The sequence below is a fragment of the Photobacterium sp. GSS17 genome (assembly GCF_028621875.1).
Taxonomy (GTDB): Bacteria; Pseudomonadota; Gammaproteobacteria; order Enterobacterales; family Vibrionaceae; genus Photobacterium; species Photobacterium ganghwense.
On record NZ_CP117517.1, the window covers coordinates 218502 to 244097 of the forward strand.

General features: G+C 52.3%; 22 protein-coding genes. 6 read left to right on the forward strand and 16 right to left on the reverse strand.

Going from position 1 to position 25596, the window contains the following annotated elements; translation table 11 throughout:
• Window positions 1–8 precede the first annotated feature (8 nt).
• The 4 genes from PGW97_RS01025 to PGW97_RS01040 form a co-directional block, all read right to left on the reverse strand.
• Window positions 9–275, reverse strand: a complete 267-nt coding sequence (locus tag PGW97_RS01025) for a DUF4212 domain-containing protein (RefSeq protein ID WP_047885260.1) — start codon at window positions 273–275, stop codon at window positions 9–11.
• A gap of 219 nt (window positions 276–494) precedes the next feature.
• Window positions 495–1130: a response regulator transcription factor gene (locus PGW97_RS01030; RefSeq protein WP_047885259.1), complete on the reverse strand. Its 636-nt coding sequence runs from the start codon at window positions 1128–1130 to the stop codon at window positions 495–497.
• A gap of 205 nt (window positions 1131–1335) precedes the next feature.
• Entirely contained in the window at window positions 1336–3189 is a 1854-nt protein-coding gene (locus tag PGW97_RS01035) for a protein-disulfide reductase DsbD (RefSeq protein ID WP_273859610.1), read from the reverse strand.
• 117 nt (window positions 3190–3306) lie between these two features.
• Entirely contained in the window at window positions 3307–4239 is a 933-nt protein-coding gene (locus tag PGW97_RS01040; protein ID WP_047885300.1) for a LysR family transcriptional regulator, read from the reverse strand.
• Between the two features lie 151 nt (window positions 4240–4390).
• Here PGW97_RS01040 and PGW97_RS01045 point away from each other — a divergent pair, with 151 nt between their 5' ends.
• Window positions 4391–4537, forward strand: a complete 147-nt coding sequence (locus PGW97_RS01045; RefSeq protein ID WP_273858236.1) for a hypothetical protein — start codon at window positions 4391–4393, stop codon at window positions 4535–4537.
• A gap of 446 nt (window positions 4538–4983) precedes the next feature.
• On the opposite strand, the gene PGW97_RS01050 is transcribed toward PGW97_RS01045, so the two are convergent.
• Together PGW97_RS01050 and aspA are read right to left on the reverse strand one after the other, a co-directional pair.
• A complete protein-coding gene (locus PGW97_RS01050; protein WP_047885258.1) occupies window positions 4984–6291 on the reverse strand; it encodes an anaerobic C4-dicarboxylate transporter in 1308 nt (435 codons plus the stop codon).
• 118 nt (window positions 6292–6409) lie between these two features.
• Window positions 6410–7873, reverse strand: a complete 1464-nt coding sequence (gene aspA, locus PGW97_RS01055) for an aspartate ammonia-lyase (RefSeq protein ID WP_047885257.1) — start codon at window positions 7871–7873, stop codon at window positions 6410–6412.
• Between the two features lie 459 nt (window positions 7874–8332).
• Here aspA and PGW97_RS01060 point away from each other — a divergent pair, with 459 nt between their 5' ends.
• Window positions 8333–8884 carry an FxsA family protein gene (locus PGW97_RS01060; RefSeq protein WP_273858237.1) on the forward strand — a complete coding sequence of 184 codons (552 nt, stop codon included), beginning with the start codon at window positions 8333–8335 and terminating at the stop codon, window positions 8882–8884.
• Window positions 8885–9052: 168 nt separating this feature from the next.
• Here PGW97_RS01060 and PGW97_RS01065 read toward each other — a convergent pair whose 3' ends face one another.
• The gene (locus PGW97_RS01065) at window positions 9053–10414 is read right to left on the reverse strand and encodes an MATE family efflux transporter (protein ID WP_273858238.1); all 1362 of its coding nucleotides are present in this window, start codon (window positions 10412–10414) and stop codon (window positions 9053–9055) included.
• Between the two features lie 208 nt (window positions 10415–10622).
• Here PGW97_RS01065 and PGW97_RS01070 point away from each other — a divergent pair, with 208 nt between their 5' ends.
• Together PGW97_RS01070 and groL are read left to right on the forward strand one after the other, a co-directional pair.
• Window positions 10623–10913, forward strand: a complete 291-nt coding sequence (locus tag PGW97_RS01070; protein WP_047885254.1) for a co-chaperone GroES — start codon at window positions 10623–10625, stop codon at window positions 10911–10913.
• Between the two features lie 41 nt (window positions 10914–10954).
• Window positions 10955–12598, forward strand: a complete 1644-nt coding sequence (gene groL, locus PGW97_RS01075) for a chaperonin GroEL (RefSeq protein WP_047885253.1) — start codon at window positions 10955–10957, stop codon at window positions 12596–12598.
• A gap of 1026 nt (window positions 12599–13624) precedes the next feature.
• On the opposite strand, the gene PGW97_RS01080 is transcribed toward groL, so the two are convergent.
• The 5 genes from PGW97_RS01080 to epmB all read right to left on the reverse strand — a co-directional run bounded on the left by PGW97_RS01080 (window position 13625) and on the right by epmB (window position 19991).
• A complete protein-coding gene (locus PGW97_RS01080) occupies window positions 13625–14131 on the reverse strand; it encodes an MgtC/SapB family protein (RefSeq protein WP_047885250.1) in 507 nt (168 codons plus the stop codon).
• 136 nt (window positions 14132–14267) lie between these two features.
• Entirely contained in the window at window positions 14268–15170 is a 903-nt protein-coding gene (gene rimK, locus PGW97_RS01085) for a 30S ribosomal protein S6--L-glutamate ligase (protein ID WP_047885249.1), read from the reverse strand.
• A 726-nt stretch (window positions 15171–15896) separates the two neighbouring features.
• Window positions 15897–17114, reverse strand: coding sequence for an alanine racemase (gene alr, locus PGW97_RS01090; RefSeq protein ID WP_273858241.1), 1218 nt, complete (start codon window positions 17112–17114; stop codon window positions 15897–15899).
• Between the two features lie 35 nt (window positions 17115–17149).
• Entirely contained in the window at window positions 17150–18769 is a 1620-nt protein-coding gene (locus tag PGW97_RS01095) for a methyl-accepting chemotaxis protein (protein WP_047885247.1), read from the reverse strand.
• Between the two features lie 199 nt (window positions 18770–18968).
• Window positions 18969–19991 carry an EF-P beta-lysylation protein EpmB gene (gene epmB, locus PGW97_RS01100; protein WP_047885246.1) on the reverse strand — a complete coding sequence of 341 codons (1023 nt, stop codon included), beginning with the start codon at window positions 19989–19991 and terminating at the stop codon, window positions 18969–18971.
• Between the two features lie 33 nt (window positions 19992–20024).
• On the opposite strand from epmB, the gene efp reads away from it, so the two are divergent.
• Together efp and PGW97_RS01110 are read left to right on the forward strand one after the other, a co-directional pair.
• Window positions 20025–20591, forward strand: coding sequence for an elongation factor P (gene efp / locus PGW97_RS01105; RefSeq protein ID WP_047885245.1), 567 nt, complete (start codon window positions 20025–20027; stop codon window positions 20589–20591).
• A 217-nt stretch (window positions 20592–20808) separates the two neighbouring features.
• Window positions 20809–22152, forward strand: a complete 1344-nt coding sequence (locus PGW97_RS01110) for an SPFH domain-containing protein (RefSeq protein ID WP_084712556.1) — start codon at window positions 20809–20811, stop codon at window positions 22150–22152.
• 73 nt (window positions 22153–22225) lie between these two features.
• Here the strand turns inward: PGW97_RS01110 and frdD are convergent, their stop codons facing one another.
• From frdD to frdA, 4 genes are read right to left on the reverse strand one after another with little or no spacing between them, the layout of a single operon-like run.
• Complete coding sequence (gene frdD, locus PGW97_RS01115; RefSeq protein ID WP_047885243.1) at window positions 22226–22588, reverse strand: fumarate reductase subunit FrdD; 363 nt, start codon at window positions 22586–22588, stop codon at window positions 22226–22228.
• 10 nt (window positions 22589–22598) lie between these two features.
• Window positions 22599–22982: a fumarate reductase subunit FrdC gene (gene frdC, locus PGW97_RS01120; RefSeq protein ID WP_047885242.1), complete on the reverse strand. Its 384-nt coding sequence runs from the start codon at window positions 22980–22982 to the stop codon at window positions 22599–22601.
• Window positions 22983–22984: 2 nt separating this feature from the next.
• On the reverse strand, window positions 22985–23725 hold the full coding sequence (locus PGW97_RS01125; protein ID WP_047885241.1) for a succinate dehydrogenase/fumarate reductase iron-sulfur subunit: 741 nt from the start codon (window positions 23723–23725) through the stop codon (window positions 22985–22987).
• A 12-nt stretch (window positions 23726–23737) separates the two neighbouring features.
• Window positions 23738–25531 carry a fumarate reductase (quinol) flavoprotein subunit gene (frdA, locus tag PGW97_RS01130; RefSeq protein WP_047885240.1) on the reverse strand — a complete coding sequence of 598 codons (1794 nt, stop codon included), beginning with the start codon at window positions 25529–25531 and terminating at the stop codon, window positions 23738–23740.
• Window positions 25532–25596: the final 65 nt, after the last annotated feature.

The window sequence follows — 25596 nt, forward strand, 5'->3', positions numbered from 1 at the left end:
TAAACCTCTTAGTCTTCTTGCACGTTGAACTTACGATCCAGCGCGTTCATCCGCACCACGTAGACAAAAATCAGGGCCACAAACACATAAATCGATCCCTGTTGCGAGAACCAGAAACCCAGTTTGAAGCCACCTAGCTGAATTGCATTCAGGGCGTCAACAAACAGGATCCCTGCGCCATATGAGACCAGGAACCAGATAGCCAGTAGCGAGCCCATGATCCCGAGATTTTCTTTCCAGTAGGCTTGCGCCTGTTCCTTGGATTCGAACGCCATTTTCATCTCCTTACACGTCGTCAAAATCGCGTTAAAAAAATGTTACGACATGACAATAGCAACGAATGACCATTTGAACAGTGCAACTTTAGTCGAGCCAAAATGGCCAAAATCACCGCAGAGGCGGTGATTTTGTGAGCTACGCAGGAGAACTGAGGAAGTCGGGAAAAGCGAAAGTTAGCCGAAAGTCTAACGCTAACTGTCGGGTGGAATGAGAAATTATGGTGCCAGATCCAACTGCTGCAGAAGAATGACGGCCTGGGTGCGGTTTTTCACGCCGAGCTTGCGGAAAATCGCGGTCATGTGGGCCTTGATCGTGGCTTCAGAGACATTGAGCTCGTAGGCGATTTGTTTGTTGAGCAGGCCGTCAGAGAGCATGCACAGCACCTTGTACTGTTGCGGGGTCAGGGCGGCAATGCGATCGGTCAGATCGCTGACGTCGTCGCTGTCTTCCCCCAGCCCTTCCGGGAACACCGGTTCGCCGTCGAGTACCTGGTTGAGGGCACCAATCAGCGCGCGCATGTCACTGGATTTGGGGATAAAGCCGAAAGCCCCGTGACTGCGGACCTGGCGGATGACACTGGGCTCTTCGCTGGCGGAAATCACCACAATCGGCAGGTCCGGGTATTGGTTTCGTAATTGGATCAGGCCGGACATACCGTTGGCGCCGGGCATTTTTAAATCCAGCAGCAACAGGTCAACGTCCGGCTCTTTATCAAGCAGGGTGAGCAGGCTATCGAGGGAATCTGCTTCCAGCAGATTAGCCCCGCTGATCGCCAGATGCACTGATTGAAACAGCGCATTGCGAAACAGCGGATGGTCATCGGCGATAACAATCGTGTACTGAGCGTCCATGGCAGTATTTTCTGGTTGTTTTTCTTAACGCTATCACTGGATCTGCGCCTGATCAATTCGTTAACAGCCAAGATAAGAGCTTGATCAGGTGGCGATATGTCGGCGGTGAAACAAACCCGGTAGAAACGAGGAAAAGCTGGTGCCAGGACGGGGAGCAGGCGATGAAAAGGAAGCGGTGACGGTGCCACCACTCCCGAACCACCAGCTATTGAATCAGCTGGTGGTCTTTCAGGTGAGTCAGAAATGGCCTGGCTTCCATGAAACCAGTCAGGCGTGCGCCGTTCAGGGCTTCTCCCTGTGGATTCCAGAAGTCCAGGGTAGGCAAACCCAGGACATTCATTGCCTGCAACAGGGCCATATCGGTTGGCGTGCTTTTAGTGACATCGGCTTGCAGCAGCATGAAACTGTTCAACTGACGCGCAACATCGGGTTCGTGGAAGGTGTACTTTTCAAATTCCTTACAGGCCACGCACCAGTCAGCGTAGAAGTCGAGCATCACCGGCATCCCCTGAGCCTTGGCATCAGCCAGCGCCAGATTCAGTTCATCCAAGTTTGTTACCTGTCGGAAGGTAATGGTCGGCTGGCTGGCATTGCTGTCGGCTGCAGGCTTGTCACCGATCAGTAGCGGGAACCAGGGCTGCACTGCCACCAGCAGGCCGACGATCGCGACGACGGCCAGCAGGCTGCTGCGCCAGGACACGGTGAGTGTCTGCTTGACGTGATACAGCCAGCCAAACGCGGTGAGACCCAGCAGTGACCAGAGATACGGCATCACGGCAGACGGCAGGGTGCGCTCCAGCAGAAACAGCGGCACGGCCAGCAGAATGAAGCCGAAGAACGTTTTCACGTGGGTCATCCACTGGCCGGCTCTTGGCAGTAGCTGGTTGCCGAACATGGCGGCCAGAATGAGCGGAATTCCCATGCCGATGGCAAGGGCGTACAGTGCCACGGCACCGGTCAGCAGATCCCCGCTCTGAGCCACATAAATCAACGCGCCGGAGAGCGGAGCGGTGGTGCAGGGGGAGCACACCAGGCCGGAAATGGCTCCCATCAGGAAGACCCCTCCGCTGTGGCCGCCCTGCTGGCGGTTACTCAGGTTGCTCAACCAGGTCTGTACGCTGGCGGGCAGTTGCAGGGTATAGGCACCGAACATCGACAGGGCCAGCACCACAAACAGCACACTCAGGCCAATCAGGATATACGGGTGCTGCAAGGCAGCCTGAAATTGCATGCCGGCCGACGCCACCACTAACCCGAGCAATGTGTAAGTCAGGGCCATGCCCTGAACATAGGTGAACGCCAGCGCAAAGGTCCGGCGCTGGGTCAGCTGACCGCTGCCCAGCACAATACCGCTCAGAATCGGGTACATCGGCAGGACACAGGGGGTGAAGGCCAGCCCGATCCCCAAGGCCAGAAAGACAAACGGGGTCCACCACTGGTCGGCCAGATCGCTGGCCAGCTGATCCTGCTGGGTGCGTGGTGGCACCGGGGTTTTTTGTGGTGTAGCTATGTTAGTGCTTACTACCGAATTGGTGGCCGCTGTGTTAACGCTGCCTGGCGTGGTGCTCGTTCCGCTCCCTGCCGAGGTCAGCACCGCTGTGAGCGGGATCTGGCGAACTTCCGGTGGGTAGCAGAACCCGGCTTTGGCGCAGCCCTGATAGCGGATGGTCAGGGTTGCGTTGTCATCAGCGCGAAGCAAGGGAACGGCCAGCATCAGAGGGTCGGTATAGATGTTGACCTCACCGAAAAATTCATCCTGATACGGGGTGCCGGCCGGGATGGTGACGTTGCCCAGTTGCGCCGTGTCACTGCTGACGGACAGCTGGTGCTGGTAGAGGTAATAACCGGGTTTGATTTGCCAGTCGAGATAGACCGTCTCACCCTGCTGGAGGAAGTTAAACGGAAACGCCTCATCCACCGGCACGAACTGGGTCGGGGCCGGTGAGCTGCCGGGCAGGGTAAATGCCTGGGCCGGCAGCCCGGCCAGAAGCAGTAAAAGCGCCGTGATGGCGTGTAGCAGCGGCTGACTCAGCCAGCGCCATAGCGCGGTCGGTTGCATGTGTATCATCAGCGTGGACTCGTCTCTGAGAAAACCTGGCGGGAGAGCGCCAGAAAACAGCATACTCTAACTATATCAGAGCGTATCTTCAGAGACCGCTTTATCCCCGGGACGATTTCAACGTCCGGGGCAAGCGTCACACCCTTGATCCGGCTCGCACGGATCGCTCAGGCCCGCCCGCATAAAATCGATAAACAGCCGAATATGGGCAGGCAGGTAGCCCATGCGTTGATACAGCATATAAATCGGCCGTGGTGGAGAATACCAGTGCTCCATCAGTGTGGTCAGTTGTCCACGGGTCAGCGCATCGGCCACCACATAGTTGGGTAGGCAGGCAATCCCCAGGCCATCAATCACGGCCTGTTTGATGCTGTTCAAATCGGCGATGGCCATTCTGACCGGGGTGTTCACCCATACGATCTGCTTCTGCTCATCATTTTTGCTGGTAAGTGCCCACTCAAACTCTGGCACGCTTGCCAGACGGGCATAGTGAGCGAGGTCATCCGGATGGCGCGGCTGGCCGTGCTGTTGCAGGTAGGTCGGACTGGCCACCAGAATGCGCTGTGACTCCCCCAGCCGTGCCGCCGCAAAACTGGAGTCAGGTTGTTGCCCTACCCGAAACACCACATCGTACTGCTCCGGGCTGTAATCATGGTGTTGATTGGAAAGGTGGGTCAGCGCCAATGTGATGTCCGGATACTGCGCCAGAAACTGGTTAAACAGTGGCATCAGCCGGTAAGTCAGCAAGCCGACCGGAGCGGACACCCGCAATGAGCCCTTGGGGTGGTTCTGTGTATTGTCCCGCAGTTCGCTGGTGGCAGACTCCAGCGCGCTCAGCAGTGGCTGGCAACGCGCGACATAGTCTTCACCCAGCGGGGTCAGGGACACATTTCGGCTGTCCCGAATCACCAACTGGCAATTCAGGGTATCCTCCAGCCGCTGCAGACGGCGGCTTAAGGTGGCCGGGGGAATATCAAGTGCACTGGCGGCTGCTCTGAAACTTCCGTGTTGGGCAATCGCAATCAGAGTGCGTAGGTCATCTAACTTCATACCATTTTTGCATCGCTGCATCACGCTTTTACCTCTATCGCCCGATGTCCCCTCTGACTACACTACTCAGGCAGGCTTTCCTGTCTTGGCCTGCTCTGTAGCAAAAAGAGACATGACTCGGCGTTCACATTGGGATTGATGGAGACGCCGAATGAGCAAATACGTCGGGAATCCGTATTTGTTCACTGTCTTCGCCCTGACAAGGGCGGAGGCGTTAACCTCTCATTTTACCCTGCTTTGTGGTTCACTGCCTGAACCGACTCCTGATAAATATGTCACCGGATGTATCGGCATCTGACGAATCGATATTTCATCGTTCTTCTTTCTCTTTCACCAGATTCACGAACGCCATTTTCTCACTGCAATTTCTCGCGCAATACCACTCAGCTATCTCGTTATCTAGCTTGATGATATGTGATGCATGAAGCTGGTGTTAACACACAATGCCTGGTTTTTCGGCCGGTCCGGCTATGTGAGATGACCTTGGAGGGAAGCCCGTGAGGTCACTGTGCTTGCCATCGGTGGTCTGTGTTCCATAGGCTGTTTGCATTCCATCGGTTGCTTGTGAGCCAATGGCAATGTTGGTGATCATGTTCGCTGGCGCGCTTTTTTAGCCAGGAGTAAAGCAAGGTTTATAAAACAAGTTAGTAAGAACTTACTATCGATATTTTTTCATATCTGTCTGAATACAGATAAGAAAAAGGCTGCCTGCAGGCAGCCTTACCGGTTGTCGAACAGGACAGTTTACAGAATCAGTCCGCCAACGACGAAGCCCAGACCCACAGCCGTGGCGATAGTAGTAACGCCCGGAATAAAGAATGGGTGGTTGAATACCAGGTTACCGATACGGGTAGAACCGGTGTCATCCATTTCGACGGCTGCCAGCAGCGTTGGGTAAGTTGGCAGTACGAACAGTGCACTTACCGCAGCGAAAGACGCGATAGCGGTCAGTGGAGCCACACCGATAGCTAGTGCCGCAGGCATCAGCGCCGTCGTGGTTGCCCCTTGTGAGTACAGCAGCATAGAGGCAAAGAACAGAACCATCGCCAGCATCCATGGGTAATCTTGCAGCAGTGAGCCTGCCACTTCTTTGATGCCGTCAACGTGGCCGTTAACGAATGTTGAACCAAGCCATGCTACACCCAGTACACACACACAAGCCGTCATACCAGAGCGGAATGTTGGCGCTGCCGGAATCTTGGCTGCGTCAATGCCGGTGGTGAATACGATAGCGGCGGCGGCGGCCAGCATGAATGTCATGATTGCTTCGTTTCGGCCCAGCGCCGGGTTCTCGATCAGGCCTACAGAGCTTGAAATGGCAGCAGCATAACCCACGACAATCAGGATCGCAGTCAGGAAGATGAACGTCGCTTTCTTCGCGGTTGGCTGGATTTCACGCTTGGTTGTGCCTTGCAGCTTGATCAGACCTTTTTCCAGACGCTCCTGGTACACAGGATCATCTTTCAGTTCGCAGCCCAGGAAGTTAGCAACGAAAGCGCCGACCATACAAGCAATGAAGGTTGTCGGAATACAGATGGCCAGCAGAGTCAGGTAGTCCACGCCCATTGGATCCAGGATGCCGGAGAAGAACACAACGGCCGCTGAAATTGGTGAGGCAGTGATTGCGATTTGTGATGCCACGACCGCGATAGACAGTGGACGAGAAGGGCGAACACCTTGCTCTTTAGCCACTTCTGCAATAACTGGCAGTGTTGAGAATGCCGTGTGGCCAGTACCAGCCATCAGGGTCATCAGGTAAGTAACGATTGGTGCATAGAATGTAATGCGTTTCGGGTTCTTACGCAGAAAGTTTTCGGCCAGTTCAACCAGCCAGTCCATCCCGCCTGCTACCTGCATTGCGGCGATAGCGGTGATAACAGACATGATGATAAGAATGACGTCGATAGGGATGTAGCTTTGGCTGGTTGGCATACCCAGCAGAAGGGAAAGCACGATCACACCGGCGCCACCCGCCAGACCGATACCAATACCGCCGATTCTGGCGCCTAAGAAAATAAACGCGAGAACGACCAAGAGTTCTACAGCAATCATAGAATTGTCCTGTCTTAAAGTTGAAATTAAAAAGTTAAAGTCGAAAAAGGGGAATCTGTAGCAAAAAAAGGCGGATCCTCATCCTGAAAATCCGCCTGATTGTTATTGAGTTACGGGATTAGTTGTAACGTTTAGCCTTGTATTCAGGATGCATCAGGTTCTGCACAGAGAAGATGTCATCCAGCTGCTCTTCAGTCAGCAGGCCACGTTCCAGTACGACTTCACGCACGCTCTTACCGGTTTCTGCACAAATCTTACCGACGATGTCGCCTTCGTGGTGACCGATGAACGGGTTCAGGTAAGTGACGATACCAATAGAGTTGAAGACGTAGCTTTCGCAGATATCTTTGTTCACCGTGATGCCAGACACACACTTGTCACGCAGGTTGATACAGGCGTTTTTCAGCAGGTCGATAGACTCGAACAGTGCCTGGCCAATCACTGGCTCCATCACGTTCAGCTGTAGCTGGCCCGCTTCTGCGGCAAAAGTGATAGTGGTGTCGTTACCAATTACCTTGAAGCACACTTGGTTAACCACTTCTGGGATTACTGGGTTAACTTTAGCTGGCATGATAGAAGAACCCGCCTGCATTTCTGGCAGGTTGATTTCGTTCAGACCGGTACGAGGGCCGGAAGACAGCAGACGCAGGTCGTTACAGATTTTAGACAGTTTAACGGCAGTACGCTTCAGCGCGCCGTGAACCATAACGTAAGCACCACAGTCAGAGGTGGCTTCGATCAGGTCTTCTGCTGGTACGCAAGGCAGGCCGGTTACTTCAGCCAGACGTTGTACAGCCAGCTCCTGGTAACCCGTAGCGGCATTCAGACCGGTACCGATTGCTGTTGCACCCAGGTTCACTTCCAGCAGTAGCTGAGCGGTGTACTGTAGGTTTTTGATTTCTTCTTTGATCAGGATACCGAAAGCGTGGAATTCCTGACCCACTGTCATTGGTACGGCATCTTGCAGCTGAGTACGGCCCATTTTCAGGACGTTAGCGAACTCTTTGTCTTTCGCGTCGAAAGAGGCTTTCAGGTAATCCAGTGCTTCCAGCAGCTTCATGATGCTGTTGTAAACGGCAATACGGAAACCGGTTGGGTAAGCACAGTTTGTTGACTGAGACTTGTTGACGTGGTCGTTCGGGTTAACGATGTCGTATTCGCCTTTGTCTTTGCCCATCAGCTCAAGAGCGAGGTTCGCAACAACTTCGTTGGTGTTCATGTTAACGGAAGTACCAGCACCGCCCTGGTAAACGTCTGAAGGGAATTGATCCATGCACTTGCCTGTTTCCAGGATCAAATCACACGCTTTGATGATGTACTCACCCACGTCAGAAGGAATCACGCCCAGTTCTTTGTTCGCCATTGCTGCTGCTTTCTTGGTGAAAACCATGCCGCGTACGAATTCTGGAACGTCAGAGATAGTGGTATTAGAGATATTGAAGTTTTCTACGGCACGCAGTGTGTGGATGCCCCAGTAAGCATCCGCCGGCACGTGGCGTTCACCAAGTAGATCTTCTTCGATGCGGGTTGCAACGTTGTTAATCATTGCTTCATTTTTTTCTAGATCAATCATCTGAGACATGACGTAGCCTTAGTGGAATCTGCTAATAAAATATAGTTGTTGAGCCAATTCTTAAGCTTTAGAGTCCATTCTATAGAGATTTTGGCTAGATGATCGTACCTGACACCTATTGTCTGTTGCCGATAATACTCCCCTTTAGGGGTAAAAACATAATCCAGATCACTTTTTTCAGAGGCCTGAAAACCTTTGCACAAGAATGCGAAAGTGGTCACAAATTCTGTTAATGATTCCCCCGCGTTTAGTGAGGGTAAATGACACAATATGACAGAATGTGAACCGTATGTTTTGTTTTCATGGGCCAGAGTATTGTAATCAACTGTTACAATGAAACCCTACTCCGAGCAGTTGAAAAAAACTGCTCAACTCCCATTATTGTCTATATACCTAAGGTAACGTTGTGATGTGTCCGGAATGTGTCATGGCTGCACCTGAATACCGCTAATCAGCAAGGGGAAAGCCGTGTTTCCGATTTTACTGTTTCTGTTTATTGTTGTGCCCATCATCGAGATTGCCCTGTTTATTCAGGTCGGCGGCTTCCTTGGTTTATGGCCGACGGTTAGCCTGGTGCTGGTCACCGCTGTGGTAGGGGCATCACTGGTTCGCAGCCAGGGGATCGCGACCCTGCTGTCGGTTCAAAACCGCCTGCAGCAAGGCGAACTGCCTGCCCAACAGATTGTGGAAGGGGTGATGCTGGCGGTTGCCGGTGTGTTGCTGCTGACGCCGGGCTTCATGACCGATGCGATGGGAATGTTGGCGCTGCTGCCTGGCCCGCGCGCCATGCTGGCCAAACAGCTGATGAAGCGAGTCAAGGTGCATGGCATGGCCGCTGGTTCGGGGTTCAGTGCCGGATTTGGCGGCAGTCAGGATTTTCACCAAGGGCCTTTCTCTCGTCAGGATCACAACCCGTTTAATTCTCAGGGCGGGGATGTTTTTGACGGCGAATACGAACGCAAAGATGCCAAGGATAAGCGCGCAGACAGCGACGATGATGATACCCCCCGTTTGCGTTAACCGTTCGAGTGCCAGTGTGAGGCTGGCCAAATAAAAAAAGACAGCGAAAGCTGTCTTTTTTTATTCATCCTGTTCATCTTTTCAGGCTGGCATCAGTGCCGAGATTCAGGCGCCCACCCGTATGGCCACAGCGGCAGGTGCATCGATGCCGTCAGATTGTCACGGATATTAGCTTGTCACGAATGCCAGCTTGTCACGGCGCAGTTTCAGCGCGTACAGATAGGCAACCAGTCCGCATACTACGTTGGCCAAGGCAATGCCGGCGAACAGCCCTTCGGTTCCCCCGAGCAGGCTGCCCAGCCAAGCCGCAGGCAGTAACAGACCAAACAGGCGCAGTAAATTCCACAGCAGTGCCTTAAAGGACTGGTGCATCGCGTTCAGACCGCTGATCAGCAACATGCACACCGTTTGTAAGCCATAGCTGGCCGGTACCACGATCAGGTAATGCCACAACTGGGAGCGCACTGCCTCGTCCTGGCTGAACAGTGAAGACAGCGGCCAGCTCAGAGGCACCATCATCACATACACCAGCAGCTGAAACAGGATGGCAAAGCGCATGGCGGTAAACAGGGCGGCAAAGGCTCGCTCCGGTTTATCCGCGCCGAGATTCTGCGCCATGAAAGGCATTAGGGCAGAGCCCAGCGCCATCATGACGGTGATCAGGATGGACTCAATGCGCATGGCTGCCCCATAGGCGGCGACGGAGGCAGTGCCTTGTGCCGCCAGAATGGTCATCAACACCGTGCCGGACAGTGGCGTCAGGGCATTGGACAGACCCGCCGGCGTGCCAATTTGGAGGATTTGCCGCCAGTCAGGCAGCAAGTGAGCCAGTTGCGGCCTTGCCAGCAGATTGTCACGTTTGACCAGCACAACCAGCGACCAGATCAGTGCAAACGCCCAGCTGATCCCGCTGGCAATGGCGGCACCCTGAACGCCCAGCGCCGGAAAAGGGCCGAGCCCGAATATTAGCAGCGGATCCAGTGCCCCGTTGATCGCGCCGGCCAGCATCATGATTTTGGCCGGGGTTTTGGCATCCCCGGTGGCGCGAATGGCACTGTTGCCAGCCATCGGGATCACCAGCAGCGGAATCGCCAAATACCAGATGGCCATGTAGTCTGAAATGATCGGTAACAATGAGGCTTTGGCACCGATCAGAGTAAACAGCGGTTCGATGGTGAACAGCCCCAGTCCGGAGGCCGCAATCATCATCAGTACAGCCAGCAGCAGTCCGTGCGTGGTCAGGCGAGCGGCACGCTGGGTATCTCCTTTGCCCAGTAGTCGGCCAATGCTGGTTGAGATCCCGACGCTAATGCCCATGGTGATGCAGTTCAGGGCGAAGGTGATCGGAAAGGTGAAGCTGACGGCGGCCAGCGCCTCGGTGCCGAGCAGGGAAATAAAGAAGGTATCCACCAGATTGAACATCAGGATCGCGACCATTCCAAAGATCATCGGAACCGTGAGGCGACGCAGAACATCAGGGATAGGATCAGACAATAACCCGTGTTTGTCGGGTCGTTTTTCTACAGCCATAACGCTCTCGGACAAAGAATGCCTGCCTACCCTAAAGCAAAGAATGTGATCGGGCAAAAACTCTTCACTATATTTTGAAAAAAATTTGGCCTGGGGGCTTGGGATCTCAAAAAACGTCCCAACATGTTTAGTTAACAGAAAATGTAGGGCCAATGGCGCCTTACCCCATTGTTACTATGGACATTACTTTTATCAGGAGAGACGACCGATGAACATTCGTCCTTTACATGACCGAGTTATCGTTGAGCGCCAGCAAGTGGAATCAAAATCAGCTGGTGGCATCGTTCTAACTGGTTCTGCAGCAGAAAAATCTACCCGCGGTAAAGTGCTTGCCGTTGGTAAAGGCCGCATTCTTGAAAACGGCACCGTGCAGCCACTGGACGTGAAAGTTGGTGATACTGTTATCTTTGCTGAAGGTTACGGTACTAAAACTGAGAAAATCGACGGTAAAGAAGTCCTGATCATGTCTGAAAACGACATCATGGCTATCGTTGAATAATCCGTTCACCTCGAATAAAGAATTAAGAAAGGAAGACTGACATGGCAGCTAAAGACGTAAAATTTGGTAACGATGCCCGCATCAAAATGCTGGAAGGTGTCAACGTTCTGGCAGACGCAGTTAAAGTAACACTGGGCCCTAAAGGCCGTAACGTCGTACTGGACAAGTCGTTCGGTTCGCCAACCATCACTAAAGATGGTGTATCTGTAGCGCGTGAAATTGAACTGGAAGACAAGTTCCAGAACATGGGCGCACAAATGGTGAAAGAAGTTGCTTCTCAGGCGAATGACGCTGCGGGTGACGGTACAACGACTGCAACCGTTCTGGCTCAGGCTATCGTGAACGAAGGTCTGAAAGCCGTTGCTGCGGGCATGAACCCAATGGATCTGAAGCGCGGTATCGACAAAGCCGTTGCGGCTGCAGTGGAAGAGCTGAAAGCGCTGTCTGTACCATGTGCTGACACCAAAGCGATCGCTCAGGTAGGTACTATCTCTGCGAACTCTGACGCAAGCGTGGGTAACATCATTGCTGAAGCAATGGAAAAAGTTGGCCGCGACGGTGTTATCACTGTTGAAGAAGGTCAGGCTCTGCACGATGAGCTGGACGTGGTTGAAGGTATGCAGTTTGACCGCGGTTACCTGTCACCTTACTTCATCAACAACCAGGAAGCGGGCAGCGTAGAACTGGAAAACCCATTCATCCTGCTGGTTGACAAGAAAGTGTCTAACATTCGTGAACTGCTGCCAACTCTGGAAGCCGTAGCGAAAGCTTCTCGTCCACTGCTGATCATTGCAGAAGACGTAGAAGGTGAAGCACTGGCTACGCTAGTCGTGAACAACATGCGCGGTATCGTGAAAGTGGCTGCGGTTAAAGCACCTGGTTTCGGCGACCGTCGTAAAGCTATGCTGCAAGACATCGCAGTACTGACTGCAGGTACTGTGATTTCTGAAGAAGTGGGTCTGGAGCTGGAAAAAGTTCAGCTGGAAGACCTGGGTCAGGCGAAGCGTATTTCTATCACCAAAGAAAACACCACCATCATCGATGGTATTGGTGAAGAAGAGATGATTCAGGGCCGTGTTGCCCAGATTCGTCAGCAAATCGAAGACGCAACTTCAGATTACGACAAAGAAAAACTGCAAGAGCGTGTGGCTAAACTGGCTGGCGGCGTTGCGGTTATCAAAGTTGGCGCAGCAACTGAAGTTGAGATGAAAGAGAAGAAAGACCGCGTAGAAGATGCCCTGCACGCAACTCGTGCTGCGGTTGAAGAAGGCGTGGTTGCTGGTGGTGGTGTTGCCCTGATCCGTGCTGCTTCTAAAGTAGCGGGTGTTGAAGGTGACAACGAAGATCAGAACGTAGGTGTTCGCGTTGCACTGCGTGCAATGGAAGCACCTATCCGTCAGATCACGAAGAACGCCGGTGACGAAGAGTCAGTAGTCGCAAATCAGGTTAAAGCAGGTGAAGGTAACTACGGTTACAACGCTGCAACTGGTGAGTACGGCGACATGATCGAAATGGGTATCCTGGACCCAACAAAAGTAACGCGTTCTGCACTGCAATTCGCGGCTTCTGTAGCTGGCCTGATGATCACCACAGAAGCGATGGTGACGGACATGCCTGCGAAAGATGCACCATCAATGCCTGATATGGGCGGCATGGGCATGGGCGGCATGGGCGGGATGATGTGATTTAATTCACTGTCCAGTGTTGCTAAAAACGGAGGCTTAACGCCTCCGTTTTTTTATGTCTGCTGGAGTGTACCGGCTGATTGTAGCTTTCCCTTCATCCCACGGCTTGCCGTCTGTGTCTCCTGTGATTCTCGCGTTTTCGGAATGGCTGTCTTTTTGTAGCCTTTTCTTTGCTTGAAAAACTCATTGTGTTCACCGGTATCTGAGCTGTCCCTGTGTGGCCTGAGTTCAGTGTGCCTGTGAATGTATGCCTCATCGCAGCTAGGCAGAAACGCCAATCATTCTGCCATCCAGCTCGTCAGGAAAATTGCTGGAAAACCTGTACGTTAATTTATTCATTTAAAAACAACAGCTTGAATCTATATATTCGTTGGTTTTTATTTGGTGTGGAATGTGGGTGGCTTTTTGCTGTCATTTCCATAAAAAGCTGTACAAAAGCGTGTTGTGGTTGAACATTTGCACGCTGAGTGAAGAGAGGACTGCGCTAAATTGGCCGAGTGAGTTTACTCAGGAAAAAGCTGAAAAAGCTGTACGTTATAAAAATTCCAATAAAATCATAACCTTGAATGGTTTATCCTATCATTCCTAAAAAGGGGGATAGAGCGGTGAGCTTTTTGCTGTCTTTATATAAAAAAGCTGAACGTGGGGGAAGGAATCCTGAATAGAAAGTCAGGTGGGGATCGCCGATGAAGAACCTAGGAGGGGTTTATCAGGAAAAAAGCCAGAAAAGCTGCACGTTTTTAAAATCATTTAAAAACAATGTCTTATGTGTTTACTTGGTGGGGATGATTACAGGGTGTGAATCTGTACAGCTTTTTCGTGTTCGTTTCTTTAAAAGCTGCACGTTCGATCGTGCCGGCGATGCCGTAAAAAAGCGGTGAAGTAAAAAGCTGTACGTCGGTTTGGAAAAAATTGGCGAGGGGATAAACCTCAGGAATCCTCAGAATTAAGCGAGCAGGCTTTTATAAGCGCAAAACCTTTTAGCGCGATACCTTCTAAGCTCGCCTACGTTGGGAGATATAAGCGTTAAGGCTGATCCGACTCCGCCGCCTGGTGCCGTTTCATCTTTTTGCGTTGCTGGCGATCGCTCAGATGGGCATGGACACCATTGCGCAGAAAACGCAGACTGTTTTCCAGTTTATCGACACCCAGCAGGATGGCGACAACCAGTCCGGTCATGATCACTGCGGTCTGCCCATAATCGAGGCCGATGGTAATCCCAAGGGCTGCCAGCATCCAGATTACGGCGGCCGATGTGACCCCATGTACCTGACCATCACGATTCATCATCACCCCGGCGCCCAGAAAACCGATCCCGGTGATGACTTGCGCCAGTACCCGCGAAATATCGGCATTGTTTACCGACAAGGTTTCGCCCAAGGTAATGAAACAGTAAGTCCCGAGCACAATCAGGGTGGAAGTACGAATCCCGACCGGTTTGCCGCGAACTTGTCGCTCAAAACCAATCACTGCCCCGCAGATGGCACATTGCAAAATGGCAGGCCAGGTAAACGGGTCAATATCAGGCCACATGGGCGGTTATCTCCAAAAAAGTAAAGTAGAAAGCTTATGTCAGAAAAAAACAGCCCGGAGGCTGTTTAGTTTTCCTTGCCAGTATGGTTGTCCATACTGGCAGGTAAATATGTGATCTTGATGACTTGGAGTCAGATCACTGATGCATGTGGTGACGCATGCGACGACCGGCATTTTTTTCGATGTATTCGACAATCATGCCAGCAATGTCTTTACCGGTTGCCGTTTCAATGCCTTCCAGGCCTGGGGATGAGTTGACTTCCATCACCAGCGGACCACGGTTTGACCGTAGTAGATCGACACCAGCAACACTCAGTCCCATCGCCTTGGCTGCTGCCACGGCAGTTCTGCGTTCTTCCGGCGTTATACGGATCAGGGAGGCACTGCCGCCACGGTGAAGGTTAGAGCGGAACTCACCTTCAACAGCCTGACGCTTCATTGAGGCAATAACTTTATCGCCAATAACAAAGCAGCGAATATCTGCGCCACCGGCTTCTCTGATGTACTCCTGAATCATGATGTTGGCTTTCAGACCCATGAAGGCTTCGATAACACTCTCTGCCGCTTTTTGGGTTTCCGCCAGTACCACACCTATGCCTTGGGTACCTTCCAGCAATTTGATCACCAGTGGAGCACCGCCGACCATTTTGATCAGGTCTGGGATGTCATCCGGTTTGCTGGCAAAGCCGGTAATTGGCATACCGACTCCCTTGCGGCTAAGTAGCTGCAGGGAGCGAAGCTTATCCCGTGAACGTGTAATCGCGATGGATTGGTTTACAGAGAATACATCCATCATTTCAAACTGACGTAACACCGAACAACCGAAGAAGGTAATGTCGGCGCCAATGCGCGGAATAATGGCATCAAACCCGGTCAGGTCCTGACCTTCAAAATGAATAGAGGGTTTTACTGAGTTGATATTCATGTAACAACGCAGGGCATTTATGACCACGGCTTCATGGCCACGCGCTTCAATGGCTTCGCACAGACGTCGGGTAGAGTACAGCTTGTCGTTCTGGGAAAGGATGCCAATTTTCATGTCGATTCTCGTTAAATGGTATTGATTATAGACTGTGTACGGGAAGTTTGGCTGTCTTCTCGTCAGCAGGATGGAGCGGGACTATGCGCCTCATCGTGCTAAAAAGCGAGCGATTTGACCATGATCTTTTTTTATCGTGACAAGTCAATGTGTTTATTATCTGACCACCTTTAAGTCTATAGTAACCTGCTGGGCTACTGTATGTTTTTAATGGAAAAAGCTGGAAAAGCTGCACGAAAAAATAATGATTTAAATTCAATGGTTTATTGCTATTTTTTGGTGTTTTTATTCATGCATTTATTTTGATCGCAAAAAAGCTGGTTTTTTAATAAAAAGCTGTACGCGATAAGCGTGTCCCTGGCGCGTGTAGCCGGATCTGCCCTGCTGCGGGCTGCTTTTTCTGGCTGTTAAAACAAGGCCTGATGCTGATTGCTGAGCATCAGGTCGTTATTGGCGGGTTTGTTGTTAAACCAAGCGGTTACGGAGGGAACTTGCCAGCCGCTAAAAGAAAAAGCGGCCGGTAAAGTGCTCACAGACGGCTAAAAAGAGTAGATGCAGAGGAATGAAAAGATAAGGACATGAACGAAAGGAAATAAGGGAATAACAACGGAATCGAGCAGAGAAAAAAGCGGAGAGCGCCCGAATGGGCGGCTCTCCGCTTGTGCTTCTACATTGCTTAAGCGGCAAGGACAGACGGCGGTCTGGACCTTTTTGCCGCTCAGGGATTTACAGGTAAACGCGCGGGTTTGTAATACCCCAGATGGTGTAATGTTCCGGCAGAATGCGGTCGCTATGCTCCTCCGTTTCCTCACCGGTAATAGTGTTCTTGCCCTGAGTACCGAAAACTACCACTTCATCATTGGCTTGCGCCGTTGGAATGTCAGTCACATCGACCATGATGGTGTTCATGGATGCGGCTCCTACCACCTTGGCGCGTTGGCCGTTAATCAGCACACTGCCTTTGTTACCCAGGGAACGGGCAAAGCCGTCGGAATAGCCAATCGGCAGGTTTGCCAGCACCGAATCACGCTCCAGCACGGCGGTACTGCCGTAGCCGATGGTACTGCCGGCAGGGAATGGGTGCAGGGACGCAATGCGGGTTTTAAACGACACAATACGTTTGTACGGTGCCGTGGCCGGGTAGTCGCCGTACAGCATGCCGCCCGGGCGCACCATGTCTAAGCGCGCCTCGGGGATATTCAGGGTCGCAAACGAGTTGGCCACATGCAGTGTGATGTCTTCGCGTTTGAGCGGCGAGTTATCAATCAGCCACTGGGCATCACTTTTAAACTGCGTCACTTTCTGCTTAATGGTCTCAATGCCTTCATTCGGGAAATGGGTCATGATGCCCACGACTTTAAGGCCCGCCGACTGAACAATGTACAGGCCGTCTTGCTTGCCTTGCTCGGTACCCAGTTCAAGTCCGTTCCGCCCCATTTCTGAAGTATTCAGTGCCAGATGCACAGCAATAGGCTGTTTGTGACGTTGCGAAATGTCGATAATTTGCTCGGCCTGGCTGCGTGTGCCGATGAGCTCTTCAATGTGGTATTGCAGACCGTTTTCGATTTCGTTGCGGCTGGCTGAACGTACCCGCATCAGCTGGCCCTTGAACCCTTGTTCGCGTACCGTGCGCGCCTCTTCATTGCTGGTGATACCGATGCAGTCAACCTGATTAGCAATGACGGTGGGCATCAAGCCGGCGATACCATTGCCGTAGGCGTCGGCTTTCATGATGGCGCAGATTTTTGATTTGCCGTTCAGGTGCGTTTTCAGCAGCTGGATATTGTGGCTGAAGGCCTGAGTATCAATTTCCAGCCAGGCGTTACTGGCTGCCACGCGTTCTGCCATCACTTGTGTATGACTGTCATTGTTCAGCAGCGGAGCTGCCTGAGCCATGTTCATTCCTAGCAAAGAAAGAGACAGCAGACTGAGTTTTTTTACCATTGTTATTTTCCGTTAGTCGTGTGTTGCGGTATGAATCAGAACGAAAAAAGCTGGACCACGTCGCGCAAACTGCTGGAGCGGCGGTGTAACTCCTCAACGCCTTGTTTGGCTTCTTCGGTAGAGCGGCGGTTTTCATCGGCGCTGGTACTGAGATCGGCCACGTTAGACGACAGGTGCTCGGCGGCATAGGCTTGTTCTCGAACGGACTCCGTAATTTCATCCATCCCTTGTGTTATTTGAGTGATTTCATTGCGGAACTCACACAAGGTCGTATTGGCCTGTTCGGCATGCTGGACGCAGGCATCCACCTGAGTCACTGCAAATTGCATGGTTTCGGTGGCGTCAGAAGTGTCATGCTGAATAGCGGTGATCATGGTGCTGATTTCGACGGTTGCCTTGGCAGTGCGTTCAGACAACTGACGAACCTCATCGGCGACCACTGCAAACCCCCGGCCCTGTTCACCGGCACGGGCAGCTTCAATGGCTGCATTGAGGGCCAGCAGGTTAGTCTGGTCGGCAATTCCTTTAATCACGTCCAGAATGGAGTTGATCTCTCCCGCGCGTCCGTCCAGCTGTTTTAGTTTGTCCGCTAACTCATTGGTTTCGCGCTGAACTTGCTGCATCCCAGCGACCGCTTCATTGATCGCATCTACTGTGGTGTGCGTCTGCGTTTCAATGTGCGACATTTGCTGGTTAGCCTGAACCACCACCCCTGAAATACTCTGTGTGCTGGTTGCCAGCTCCTCTATGGCCGTGGCGCTGTTGCCGACGTTTTCGGCCTGAGCCATCGAGCGTTGGGTCACGGCGGCAATCAGGGGATCCAGTTGGGCGGTGATCGCCGCCACGCTTTCCGTTGACTGGCTGACTTCCTGGATGCGATTGCGCAGAGCGGCCATAAAGGTATTGAATCCTTCTGACATCTTGCCGAGCTCATCCTGAGTGGTCACCGGTACGCGATGGTTCAAGTTCCAGTTGCCGTTGGCAATATCCGTCAGTACCTCATACAGGGCATTGACCGGTGCCACAATCGGTGAGGCAATAACGCGTGCGGCCACCAGTGCAGCAAGCAGCACCAGCAATCCTACCACGCCGGTCTGCTTCAGGGCGTCATTCAGTATCTGATTGATTTCACTGAGTGAGATATCCACCCCAATCACGTAGCGCTCACCCTTGTCATTGTGAAACGGCACGAAAATAGAGCGGTACTGACCATACTCGCCCTGGTAGTCTTCAAACTGGATCCGGTTGGTGTTAAATGCCTCTTGCAGTTGCTTCGGCACCACCTTGTATTCCTGCAGATACCAGTTCTGGTACTGACCGCGCTGGAGTTCCTCTTTGGTCTGGTTGATATAGGTGTAGTAAATGCGGTTCCCGCGTTGCACCGTGGCATATGTCCAGTCCAGATCCGCGGCCTGGATGAAGTCCGCCAGACGGCGGGAGATGGTGTCGTAGTCGTCAGCCGCCGTGGTGTTTAGGCGGTCGTGTGTGGTGTCACCAATAATGTGGTAGGTGGCATTGGCTGCGGTCATCAGTTCATCATTCAGCCCCGCGAGCGTGGCCTCCTTGAGAGCGTTATAAGAAAGGAAAGAAAGGAGAAGGATGATGATGAGTGACAGACCTGCAAAGCAGGCCGAGAGTTTATTTTTTAAATTCATAGGATTGTGATTATTCTTGTGGCTTCTTGTTTGTACAAATGTGATCTTTATTCCATTTTGTACGGTGTCAGTATGTAATTTACGACACGCTGTATGGTTTCTTTAACAAAAAAGCGAGCAAGAGGCGAAAGGGTGGTGCGAACGGTGAAAAAAAGGGCAGTTTGACTGCCCTTTAGAAAAGAATGCGTGGGGGGAAAGATTATTCGAGATGAAGATCGAGCGGGGTTTTACTGCGGCGACCGCCAATCTCGCGAGTGAGTTTCGGTACCAGATAACCGGACACGTTTTCCATCAGCCCCGCCATCAGGCGACGGGCTTCGTCATCGCCCACCATGAAATGTGCCGCGCCCTGTACCCGATCAAGCACATGCAGGTAATAAGGCAGGATACCGGCGCTGAACAGCGCTTCGCTCAGTTGCGTCAGGGCACCGACAGAGTCATTGACCCCCCGCAGCAATACGCCCTGGTTCAGCAGGGTCACGTTGGCCAGTTTCAGTTTGGCCATGGCTGCTGTCAATTCACCGTTGATTTCATTGGCGTGGTTAATGTGGGTCACCATAATGGCCTGCAGTCGGCTTTGGCTCAGCAACTGACATAACTCGTCAGTGATACGCCCCGGAATGACAACCGGCAAACGGGAGTGAATGCGGAGCCGTTTGACATGAGGGATTGCCGCAATACCACTGATCAGCCATTCCAGTTCCGTGTCTTTGGCCATCAGCGGATCGCCGCCAGACAGGATCACTTCATTGACCTCCGGCTGGCTGGCAATATAGTCGAGGGCAAGTTGCCAGGTGCGTTTGCTGCCGGGATTATCCTGATACGGGAAGTGGCGGCGGAAACAGTAGCGGCAGTTGACCGCACAACCGCCTTTGACAATCATCAGTACCCGGTTTTTGTACTTGTGCAGCAGCCCCGGGATGTCATTATCCTGCTCTTCCAGCGGGTCGTTGGAATACCCGTCATGGACTTCAAATTCTTCCGCTAAGGGTAGCACCTGGCGCAATAATGGATCATACGGGTTGCCAAGTTCCATTCTATCGACAAAGCTCTTAGGGACACGCAGCGCAAATAATTTCCGGGCTGCTAACCCTTGCTCCCACGGGGCTGGATCAATTTGCAGGGTATTTAGCAGCTGAATCGGATCAGAAATCGCATTCGCAAGATCATTAAGCCAGTTTTGCTCAACAGTTGCGGCGTTTCGGGTTATTATGTGCGGCATTAATTACAACTCGAAGATGTTAAGAGGATAAAAATGGCGTCTTTCAGCACCAATGAATTCCGCGGCGGAATGAAAATTATGCTAGATAATGAACCGTGTGTCATTATCGAAAACGAATTTGTTAAGCCAGGTAAAGGCCAGGCATTTAACCGCGTTAAGATTCGTAAACTGCTTTCTGGCAAGGTTCTTGAAAAGACTTTCAAATCTGGCGAAACCGTTGAAGCTGCTGACGTAATTGATTCTGAACTGGACTACCTGTACAACGACGGTGAGTTCTACCACTTTATGAACAATGAGTCGTTCGAGCAGATCGCGGCAGATGTGAAAGCAGTAGGCGACAACGCGAAATGGCTGGTAGAAAACAACGCTTGTACGCTGACACTGTGGAACGGCAACCCAATCGCGGTAACGCCACCAAACTTTGTTGAGCTGGAAGTGGTTGAAACGGATCCAGGTCTGAAAGGTGATACTCAGGGTACAGGCGGTAAGCCTGCGACACTGTCAACCGGTGCTGTCGTACGTGTTCCTCTGTTCATCCAGATCGGTGAAGTGATCAAAGTTGACACTCGCTCTGGTGAATACGTAAGCCGCGTGAAATAAGGCGGTTGATTCGTCAAAAAAGGTCGCTCAGGCGGCCTTTTTTTATGTCTGCGGCAAGGCGTTTTTTGAAGCGTGTACGGTAAATTCCTGTCAAAGCAAAGAATTGCTAACGCTTGATATGCCATCTGTTTACTATTGATGGCGTTGATGAATTCAGAAGGAATCAGACGTGGACGCGAAACCTCAGTTGCAGGCGGTATTGAAAAACAAAGTCTCTATGCCCGTGGTCGGTGGCATTCTTGGTGCGGCAGCGCTATTTGGCCTGATCAATAACTCCATCCTGATGACCGATGCCGGTTACACCTATGTGCACCAGAATAATGTGACCGGTGAGCTGGCGGTGTTCAATGAGCCCGGCATTCACTTGCGGATGCCTTTTTTGTCCAAAATCACCCAATATGATCAGGTGATTACGGTGTCTTACGGCAATACGACCGGGGAAGACTTCTATCAGCGCCTGCCAGCGATTCAAGTGCGGTTTGCTGACACCTATATCGGCCAGATTCCGGTGACGTTTCGTTTTAAGCTGTCTCAGGATCCACAAGCCATCATCAAAATGCACCGTGAATTTCGTAATAACAATAACCTGATCGATGCGTTGTTGGTGAAGAATGCCCGGAACGTGACGGTCATTACGGCCACCCAATACACGGGGGAGGAGTTTTTCCAGGGCGGGCTTAACCAGTTTAAATCTAAGCTGGGTGATCAGCTGCGCGACGGGATCTACATGACCGAGCGGCGTCAGGTGGAAGTCGAACAGATTGACTTGGCACCGGTGGGCATCAATCAGACCAACCCGAATCAGTTGCAGCGTACCCAGCAGCTGGTGTGGAAAACCGTCCCGGTGTTTGACAAACAAGGCAGCCCGAAACGTCAGGACAACCCGCTCAGCCAGTACGGCATTGCGGTCACACAGGTCACGATTGGGGATCCTAAGCCGGAAGAGCAACTGGATAAGCTGCTGTCGGACAAGAAACGTTTGGTTGCTGATCGTATCCGGGCCATTCAAGAGCAGGAAACCTCAAAAGCGCAGGCAGAAACCGAGCAGCTGCGCAAAGAAATTCAGCGAACCCGTGAAGTACAGGATGCCCAGCGCAACAAAGAGCTGGCGATCATTTCTCAGCAGAAAGAGGTTGAAGTCGCACGCCAGATTGCGGAGCGGGAAATCGTCGAAGTCGAGAAGAAAAAGCGCCTGGCTGAAGTCGAAAAAGAAAAGGAGCTGGCCATTGCCGAAGCTAACCTGGCCATTCAGAAAGCGAACTCCCTGTCGGCGGAGTATGAAGCCAAAGCGATTCTGGCCAAGGGCCGGGCAGAGGCGGAAATCCTGAAAGCGAAATACGATGCGTACGGCGCTAACCGTGAGGTCTATCTGGCCGAGCTGAACCGGGATGTGTCCACGGCGTTGTACAATAACCTCAAGAACTATCAGGTGGAAATGCCGAAAAACTATTTTGGTGGCGGGGAAGGCGGCAAGATGACCTCCAACCTGGATGTGATCACCGGGCTTGGTGCGTTGGGGCTGCTGGAAAAAAGCGACAAACTGGCCGCCAAAGAGAAGTAATCGGACACGGTCATCAAACCCGGCAATAAAAAAAGCACCGCATTGCGGTGCTTTTTAATGGTCAGGATCTGTCTTAAATCATGAAGACAAAAATCACGGCTAGGGCAGAAATCAGGAAAGCCGTGGCGTAACAGCCCACTTTACCTGCTGTACCAGCATGGATTTTCAGGTCATGCATACCGTGATGCAGACGGTGCATCGCATGCCACATTGGCAGCGCCAGTGTCGCGATGGTGAACAGGCCACCGATGATGCTGGTCACGAAACCGGACACGCGCTCGTAGCTCATTGCGTCTGCATCCAGCATACCCATTGGTACCATGATGCCCAGAACCAGTACCGTTACCGGGGTGATCATGGCGAACCAGGTACCACCTGCACCAAACAGTCCCCACCAGATTGGCTCGTCAGAACGTCTTGGATTGAGATTAACCACAATGCACTCCTTAAACTAGTACCAGAACGAACAGGGAGATCGCAGCAACCGCAGCCCACTGGGCCAGGACAACCACTTTCTTATCCAGGGCTTTGCCTTTCACTTTGATCGGCATAACCTGAGGCATCATGCTGAAGAACGTTTGAGCATGGAACAGGCTGCCGGCCAGTGCCAGGATATTCAGCACGATGACAACCGGGTTAGCCATGAAGTCCAGCCAGCCCTGCCAGGCTTCCGGTCCTTTCACCAGACAGCCCAGACCAAAGGTCAGACACAGGGTGAAGAAGATCAGCGGCAGAACCGTGGCTTCACGCACCATGTAGAAGCGGTAGAAAGGGTGATCCTTCCACCAGGTACGCTTCATTTCGCGAACGTAAGGTTTACGATTGGTCATCCTTATGCCTCCTGAGGTTTCATCATGGCAATGACGAAATCTTTTGATGATTCCACTTTGCCTTGGTTAACCGCTGCTGCCGGGTCTACGCTCTTCGGACACACTTCCGAACAGTAGCCCACGAACGTACAGCCCCATGCACCGTTTTCACCGTTGATCAGCTTCATACGCTCTGCAGAGCCATTGTCGCGGCTGTCCAGGTTGTAGCGGTGAGCCAGGGTCAGTGCTGCCGGACCAATGAACTCAGGGTTCAGGCCGAACTGCGGACACGCGGCGTAGCACAGGCCACAGTTGATGCAGCCGGAGAACTGCTTATACTTCGCCATTTGTGCCGGAGTCTGGTTGTTCGGGCCGTCTTCCGGTTTGCGATTGTTCCCGATGATGTATGGCTTGATGGCTTCCAGACGCTCGATGAACGGCGTCATGTCAACGATCAGGTCTTTTTCGATCGCAAAGTTAGACAGTGCTTCGATCTTCAGACCGTTCGGGTAATCACGCAGGAAGGTCTTACAGGCCAGTTTTGGCACCTTGTTGACCATCATGCCGCATGAACCACAGATCGCCATCCGGCAAGACCAGCGGTAAGCCAGATCTTTGTCCAGGTTATCTTTGATGTAACCCAGCGCGTCCAGTACGGACATGGTTTCGTTAAAAGGGACTTCGAACATTTCGAAGTACGGCTCTGCGTCTTTCGCCGGGTCATAACGCAGAATTTCTACTTTCTGAATGCGATTGTCTGACATTATGCCTGCTCCTTACTTATTCTCAGCGGCTTCTTTAGCTGCCGCTTCTTCCGCTGCCGCGCCGTACAAACGGGCTTTTGGCTGCGACTTGGTGATAGTGACATCGCTGTAATCAATACGCGGTGCTTGATCACCGTTATAGAATGCCAGAGTGTGTTTCAGGTAGTTCACGTCATCACGCTCGGTACAGCCATCGTCAAGACGCTGGTGCGCACCGCGCGATTCACGACGATTGATGGCGGAATGCGCCATGGCTTCTGCCACTTCCAGGCCGTAGCCCACTTCAATCGCATACAGCAGGTCAGTGTTGAACACTTTGCCTTTGTCTTTGATACTGATTTTCTTGTAGCGCTCACGCAGTTCAGCCAACTTGTCGATAGTGGCTTGCATCAGATCTTCCTGACGGTAGATACCACAACCGGCTTCCATGGATTGACCCATTTCAGTACGGATGTCAGCCCAGTTTTCGTCGCCTTCCTGAGCCATCAGAGCATCGATGCGTGCCTGAACCGCGTCCATCTGTGCTTTCACTGCTGCATCGTTCCAGCCTTTGAAAGACTGTGCACGCTCAGCCGCACCTTCACCGGCAACGCGGCCGAAGACAACCAGCTCAGCCAGGGAGTTAGAGCCCAGACGGTTCGCACCGTGCAGACCTACCGATGAACATTCACCAACGGCAAACAGACCTTTGATGCGGGTTTCGTTGTGGCTGTTGGTTTCGATACCACCCATGGTGTAGTGCACGGTCGGACGAATTGGAATCGGCTCTTTAGCCGGATCCACGTTGACGTACGCTTTCGCCAGTTCACAGATGAACGGTAGACGCTCATGCAGGTATTCTTCACCCAGGTGACGCAGGTCAAGGTGAACCACATCGCCCAGTGGGTGCTTGATGGTGTTACCTTTTTGCTGCTCGTGCCAGAACGCTTGTGACACTTTGTCACGAGGGCCCAGCTCCATGTATTTGTTCTTTGGCTGGCCGATTGGCGTTTCAGGGCCCATGCCATAATCTTGCAGGTAACGGTAACCGTTCTTGTTAACGATGATACCGCCTTCACCACGACAACCTTCGGTCATCAGGATACCGGTGCCAGGCAGGCCCGTTGGGTGGTACTGAACGAATTCCATGTCACGCAGTGGCACGCCGTGGCGGAATGCCATCGCCATACCGTCGCCGGTCACGATGCCGCCGTTGGTGTTGCAGTGGTAAACACGGCCCGCACCGCCAGTGGCCAGGATCACAGATTTCGCTTTAATGCAGATCAGTTCACCTTCGGACATGTGGATAGCCACCAGGCCCTGTACTTCACCGTCATCGACGATCAGATCAACCACAAAGTATTCGTCAAAGCGTTTGATTTGCTTGTACTTGATAGAGGTCTGGAACAGGGTGTGCAGCATGTGGAAACCGGTTTTATCGGCCGCGAACCACGTACGCTCAACCTTCATACCACCGAAACGACGAACGTTTACTTCACCGTTTTCTTTACGGCTCCACGGACAGCCCCATTGTTCCAACTGGGTCATCTCGCGAGTGGCGTTTTCTACGAAATATTCAACAACGTCCTGTTCACATAGCCAGTCACCACCACCAACGGTGTCGTTGAAGTGGTTGTCTAAGCTATCCTCATCCTTGATGACAGCAGCGGAGCCACCCTCTGCGGCTACGGTGTGCGAGCGCATTGGGTAAACCTTAGAAATCAGTGCAATTTCCAAGTCTGGGTTTGCTTCTGCCGCAGCGATGGCAGCACGTAGGCCTGCACCACCTGCGCCGACAACAGCGATATCTGTGGTAATAGTCTTCACAGCTATCCTCCGAAGGTAAGACGAAAATTATAAAAGTGCGCCGGGCGCACTTAACCTTGAAATCC

What these genes read in the sequence shown, in the direction of transcription:
- PGW97_RS01035 (WP_273859610.1), bottom strand. Translation starts at nt 3,189, where the DNA reads ATGCAACCGACCGCGCTATGGCGCTGGCTGAGTCAGCCGCTGCTACAC.
- rimK (WP_047885249.1), bottom strand. Translation starts at nt 15,170, where the DNA reads ATGAAAATTGGCATCCTTTCCCAGAACGACAAGCTGTACTCTACCCGA.
- PGW97_RS01080 (WP_047885250.1), bottom strand. Translation starts at nt 14,131, where the DNA reads ATGTGGCCTGATATTGACCCGTTTACCTGGCCTGCCATTTTGCAATGT.
- frdC (WP_047885242.1), bottom strand. Translation starts at nt 22,982, where the DNA reads ATGACCAATCGTAAACCTTACGTTCGCGAAATGAAGCGTACCTGGTGG.
- PGW97_RS01050 (WP_047885258.1), bottom strand. Translation starts at nt 6,291, where the DNA reads ATGATTGCTGTAGAACTCTTGGTCGTTCTCGCGTTTATTTTCTTAGGC.
- PGW97_RS01070 (WP_047885254.1), top strand. Translation starts at nt 10,623, where the DNA reads ATGAACATTCGTCCTTTACATGACCGAGTTATCGTTGAGCGCCAGCAA.
- PGW97_RS01045 (WP_273858236.1), top strand. Translation starts at nt 4,391, where the DNA reads ATGAGCAAATACGTCGGGAATCCGTATTTGTTCACTGTCTTCGCCCTG.
- epmB (WP_047885246.1), bottom strand. Translation starts at nt 19,991, where the DNA reads ATGCCGCACATAATAACCCGAAACGCCGCAACTGTTGAGCAAAACTGG.
- PGW97_RS01025 (WP_047885260.1), bottom strand. Translation starts at nt 275, where the DNA reads ATGGCGTTCGAATCCAAGGAACAGGCGCAAGCCTACTGGAAAGAAAAT.
- groL (WP_047885253.1), top strand. Translation starts at nt 10,955, where the DNA reads ATGGCAGCTAAAGACGTAAAATTTGGTAACGATGCCCGCATCAAAATG.
- alr (WP_273858241.1), bottom strand. Translation starts at nt 17,114, where the DNA reads ATGGTAAAAAAACTCAGTCTGCTGTCTCTTTCTTTGCTAGGAATGAAC.
- PGW97_RS01065 (WP_273858238.1), bottom strand. Translation starts at nt 10,414, where the DNA reads ATGGCTGTAGAAAAACGACCCGACAAACACGGGTTATTGTCTGATCCT.
- PGW97_RS01030 (WP_047885259.1), bottom strand. Translation starts at nt 1,130, where the DNA reads ATGGACGCTCAGTACACGATTGTTATCGCCGATGACCATCCGCTGTTT.
- PGW97_RS01125 (WP_047885241.1), bottom strand. Translation starts at nt 23,725, where the DNA reads ATGTCAGACAATCGCATTCAGAAAGTAGAAATTCTGCGTTATGACCCG.
- PGW97_RS01040 (WP_047885300.1), bottom strand. Translation starts at nt 4,239, where the DNA reads ATGAAGTTAGATGACCTACGCACTCTGATTGCGATTGCCCAACACGGA.
- PGW97_RS01095 (WP_047885247.1), bottom strand. Translation starts at nt 18,769, where the DNA reads ATGAATTTAAAAAATAAACTCTCGGCCTGCTTTGCAGGTCTGTCACTC.
- aspA (WP_047885257.1), bottom strand. Translation starts at nt 7,873, where the DNA reads ATGTCTCAGATGATTGATCTAGAAAAAAATGAAGCAATGATTAACAAC.
- efp (WP_047885245.1), top strand. Translation starts at nt 20,025, where the DNA reads ATGGCGTCTTTCAGCACCAATGAATTCCGCGGCGGAATGAAAATTATG.
- PGW97_RS01110 (WP_084712556.1), top strand. Translation starts at nt 20,809, where the DNA reads ATGCCCGTGGTCGGTGGCATTCTTGGTGCGGCAGCGCTATTTGGCCTG.